This is a genomic window from Martelella sp., assembly GCF_984369615.1.
The window spans coordinates 1-4,576 of sequence record NZ_CFHTCS010000350.1; the positions used below are offsets into that span (position 1 = coordinate 1).

The 4,576-nt window shown below is 60.6% G+C and carries 5 protein-coding genes; all 5 read left to right on the forward strand.

Translation table 11 applies throughout. The annotated features are described in order from the left end of the window. The coding region (locus AC5DC2_RS19925; RefSeq protein WP_491699731.1) for an endonuclease/exonuclease/phosphatase family protein at positions 1-463 on the forward strand (463 nt) is incomplete at its 5' end. A gap of 444 nt (positions 464-907) precedes the next feature. After that, complete coding sequence (gene ligA / locus AC5DC2_RS19930; RefSeq protein WP_491699733.1) at positions 908-3,019, forward strand: NAD-dependent DNA ligase LigA; 2,112 nt, start codon at positions 908-910, stop codon at positions 3,017-3,019. A 305-nt stretch (positions 3,020-3,324) separates the two neighbouring features. Then, positions 3,325-3,807 (forward strand): CreA family protein, encoded by a 483-nt coding sequence (locus tag AC5DC2_RS19935; protein WP_024708053.1) that lies wholly within the window; start codon positions 3,325-3,327, stop codon positions 3,805-3,807. Between the two features lie 37 nt (positions 3,808-3,844). After that, positions 3,845-4,318: a GFA family protein gene (locus AC5DC2_RS19940; RefSeq protein ID WP_491699734.1), complete on the forward strand. Its 474-nt coding sequence runs from the start codon at positions 3,845-3,847 to the stop codon at positions 4,316-4,318. Between the two features lie 27 nt (positions 4,319-4,345). Beyond that, the coding region (locus AC5DC2_RS19945) for an SCO family protein (RefSeq protein WP_491699732.1) at positions 4,346-4,576 on the forward strand (231 nt) is incomplete at its 3' end.

Below are 4,576 nucleotides of genomic sequence, written 5' to 3' on the forward strand. Positions count from 1 at the left end.
GCCGGGGCTGGAGCCGCGCGGCGCGCTGGTGACCGACATTGCGCTCAACAACGGCATTTCCCTGCGCGTCGCCGCCGTTCATCTCGGCCTTCTGCGCTGGGCGCGCCGCCAGCAGGCCGATCACATCATCGGGCTTCTCGGCCGTCGCATCGAGGCGCCCTCGGTGATCATGGGCGACATGAATGAATGGCGGCTCGGCGAGGGTTCGGCGCTGAAGAAATTCGAGGCGGCCTTCGGGGCTTTGCCGCCGGCGCGGGCGAGCTTTCCGGCGCGATGGCCGGTTCTGGCGCTCGACCGGATCATTGCCAACCGCGACGGGCTGGTGGCCGATCTCGCCGTGCACGATTCGCTTCTGGCGCGCGCGGCCTCCGACCATCTGCCGCTGACGGCGTTGCTCGACACCTCGGTCCTGAAGGGCGATAGCGCGCCGGGAGACGGGCTTTCGGCCGCCGCCGGTCTTTGAACTTGCCGAGCGCGCGCCAAATGCTCTAATGCGTCCGGATGATACGAAGGAGCGCGCGGCGATGGCGAATGACAAGGTTCCGACCGAAAAGCTGACCCGGGAAGAGGCCGCGGCCGAACTCGCTTTTCTGGCCAACGCTCATTCTGGTGTGAGAGCGAAGTTTCAAGGAACGTTTTGATGGCCAGTTTGTTTGAAGACGCTGAGAGCCCTCGTAGGGATCTCGACTTTTCGGAGAAGCGAGATCGCGAGACCGCAAGGAACAGGCTTTCGGAGAGCCTGGTCACCAGCATTGGTGGGATTCCCAAAAGCGTTATATATGAAGCACTAGACTTTCTTCCAAAAAGTGTCCTACGAATATTGTATATATCTTTATATGTGGAGTTTTCTTTTAATAAAGACGAATCTTTAGATATAATAAATTTCTATAAAAATAATAGAGATAAAATTAAAAATTTTAATGTGGCGCATGGGGAGCTTTTAGATTTTATAAAAATACTTGATAAAGTGCATCATGGCCGTGATGTTTCAGATGTACCAGACTATATTTTTGATACTCTGAAGCGAATTTTGTCTGTATTTGAGATTATATCTCCTGAAGACATTTCTGAACATTACCAATCTATAGGTGCTGCTCCTTCAGGATTATTTGCCCCGGTCACCCATTCCGTGCCGATGCTGTCGCTCGGCAACGTGTTTTCCGACGAGGACGTGCAGGACTTCATCGCCTCGGTCTATCGCTTTCTCGGCCAGTTGCCGGACGGCTCGATCGCCTTTACCGCCGAGCCGAAGATCGACGGTCTGTCGATGTCGCTGCGCTATGAGAACGGCAGGCTCGTCTCCGGCGCGACGCGCGGCGACGGCACCACCGGCGAGAATGTGACGGCCAATGTCCGTACCATCGGCGAAATTCCAAACCGCCTGCCGGACGGCGCGCCGGAGATTGTCGAGGTGCGCGGCGAGATATACATGGCGAAAAGCGATTTTGCCGCGTTGAACGCGGCGCTCTCCGAGGCGGGCGAGAAGACCTATGTGAACCCGCGCAACACGGCGTCCGGTTCGCTGCGCCAGCTTGACCCGAAGGTGACGGAAAAGCGCAAGCTCAAATTCTTCGCCTATGCCTGGGGCGAGATGTCGGAGATGCCGGCCGACACCCAGATGGGCATGGTCGGGACCTTCGAAAAATGGGGTTTCCCGGTCAATCCGCTGATGAAGCGGCTCTCCTCCGTCGATGATCTGCTGGCGCACTATCACGAGATCGGCGTCAAGCGCGGCGACCTCGATTATGATATCGACGGCGTGGTCTACAAGGTCGACCGGCTCGACCTGCAGGCGCGGCTCGGTTTCCGCTCGCGTTCGCCGCGCTGGGCGACGGCGCATAAATTCCCCGCCGAGCAGGCGATCACGCGGCTCATCGCCATCGACATCCAGGTCGGCCGCACCGGCGCGCTGACGCCGGTGGCCAGGCTTGAGCCGATCACCGTCGGCGGCGTCGTCGTCACCAATGCGACGCTCCACAACGAGGACTATATCGCCGGCAAGGGCTCGAACGGCGAGCCGATCCGCGAGGGGCGCGATATCCGCGTCGGCGATTACGTGATCGTCCAGCGCGCCGGCGACGTCATCCCGCAGATCGTCGATATTCTGCCCGAGAAGCGGCCGGAGGATGCAAGAGCGTATGAATTTCCCGATCATTGCCCGGTCTGCGGCGCCCATGCGGTGCGCGACATCAACGAGAAGAGCGGCAAGGTCGATGCGGTGCGGCGCTGCACGGCCGGTTTTTCCTGCCGGGCGCAGGCCGTCGAGCATCTGAAGCATTTCGTCTCGCGCAACGCCTTCGATATCGAGGGGCTCGGCAGCAAGCAGGTCGATTTCTTCTTCGAGCATGACGATCCGGGGCTTGCGATCCGCACCGCGCCCGACATCTTCACGCTCGAAAGACGTCAGGCCGAGGCGCTGACGAAACTCGAGAATTTCAACGGATGGGGCAAGACCTCGGTCGCCAACCTGTACCAGTCGATCAATGAACGCCGCGAAATCGCGCTGCCGCGCTTCATCTTCGCGCTCGGCATCCGCCATGTCGGCGAGACGACCGCGAAGCTTCTGGCCCGCTCCTATGGCTCCTATGCCGCTTTCGAACGGGCGATGCGGGATGCGGCGGCAGGCGAGGGCGACGCCTGGGACGATCTCAACAATATCGACGGCATCGGAACGGTCGTCGCCCGCGCGCTTGTCGATTTCTTCGCCGAAGAGCAGAATGTCGCCGTCATTGCCCGGCTGCTGAAGGAAGTGACGCCGCTTGACGATGCGCAGAAGATTGACACGACAAGTCCCGTCGCCGGCAAGACGGTGGTGTTTACCGGCAGCCTCGAGAAGATGACCCGTGACGAGGCCAAGGCGAAAGCCGAAAGCCTCGGGGCCAAGGTTTCCGGGTCGGTATCGAAAAAGACGGATATCGTCGTCGCCGGCCCCGGCGCGGGTTCCAAGCTGAAAAAGGCGGAGGAACTTGGGGTCCAGACCATGGATGAGGACGCGTGGCTGGCGCTGATCGGCGGGTGATCCAACTCGGTTGGGCATACGCGTGGCCTGCCGCTTGCTCCCAATATTCTCTCCCGCTGGCGGGAGAGATGCCCCGAAAGGGGCAGTGAGGGTGGCGCGGCATGTCAAATCGTGAGGGCGTTCGCGGGGAAATACTCCCCCCCCTCACTGCCCCTTTCGCGACATCTCTCCCCTCCGGGGCGAGAAGATTGGGGGGCTATGCGGCAGTGGCCACATGCCATCCGACAGCTTTCTCGCAGGCGGATCGCTTGCATCGTGCCGCCGCAAACCTATCTTGAAGGAAATGCTTTTCAGGGAGTTTAGATATGAGGCGGTTTGGTTTTGCTCTTTGCGCGGGCCTGTTGCTTGCGGGTGCCGCGCGGGCCGAACAGGTCGGCGAAGTCGGCGTTGACTGGGTCGGCAACGACATCGAGATCGAAGCCTTGCACGATCCGGAAATCGAGGGCGTGACCTGCCATATCGCCTATTTCGACCGTTCGGTGATCGACCGGTTGTCGAACGGCAACTGGTTCGAGGACCCCTCCAATTCCTCCATCGCCTGCCGCCAGACGGGACCGATCCGCATCGGCGATATCGATCTCGGGATGGACGGCGAGGAGGTCTTCAAGCAGGGCCGGTCGCTGATCTTCAAGAACCTGGTGATCAACCGCATCTATGATCGCGCCAATGACACGCTGATCTATCTGGCGCACACGCGCGAGATCACCGAAGGATCGGCGAAGATGTCGATGTCCACGGTGCCGCTTTACGGGCAGGACGTCGTCTGGGAAAATGGCGCGCCGGAATAAATAGGCGAGGCGAACAGGCGGAAAAGGGAGAGAGACCATCAGACTCGATTGCAGCTGCCAGTGCGGAAAGGTGCGCTTTTCCGTGGAAAGCAAAACGCCGGTGCCCTATCAGCGCTGCTATTGCAGCATCTGCCGCAAATCCGGTGGGGGCGGGGGCTATGCCATCAATATCGGTGCGGATGCCGCGACGCTCAACGTTTCTGGCGCGCAGCACAAGCGCTTCTATCACGCCCGCATGCATGACGGCGAGAGCGAGGCCGAGCGGCATTTCTGCGGGGCCTGCGGTTCGGCGCTCTATCTTTTCGATCCGCGCTGGCCCGCGCTCGTTCATCCCGTCGCCTCCGTTGTCGACACGCCCTTGCCCCGGCCGCCGGAGATCGTGCATATCATGCTCGGCTCGAAGGCCGCATGGGTCGATGTGCCGGAGGGCGAGGGTCATGTGCATTTCGAGGGCTACCCGGATCTTTCGCTCGAGGACTGGCACCGCAGGCACGGATTGCTGCAAGACTGAGGCCGGAGGGCCTGAAGGGAAGAGACAATGAAGATTTTCCGGCGCGTTCTCTGGGGTTCGGTGATTGTCGTCTGCGGGCTCATCGTCTGGCTGGTCTACGAGATCGGCAAGACCAACGAGGAGATGATGAACATCCCCTTCGGCCCGGAATTCCAGCTGACGGCGGGAGACGGCTCGGCAATCACCCAGGAGGCCTTGAGGGAAAAGCCGACGGCGATCTTCTTCGGCTTCACCCATTGCCCGGAGGTCTGCCCGACA

What these genes read in the sequence shown, in the direction of transcription:
- AC5DC2_RS19935 (WP_024708053.1), top strand. Translation starts at nt 3,325, where the DNA reads ATGAGGCGGTTTGGTTTTGCTCTTTGCGCGGGCCTGTTGCTTGCGGGT.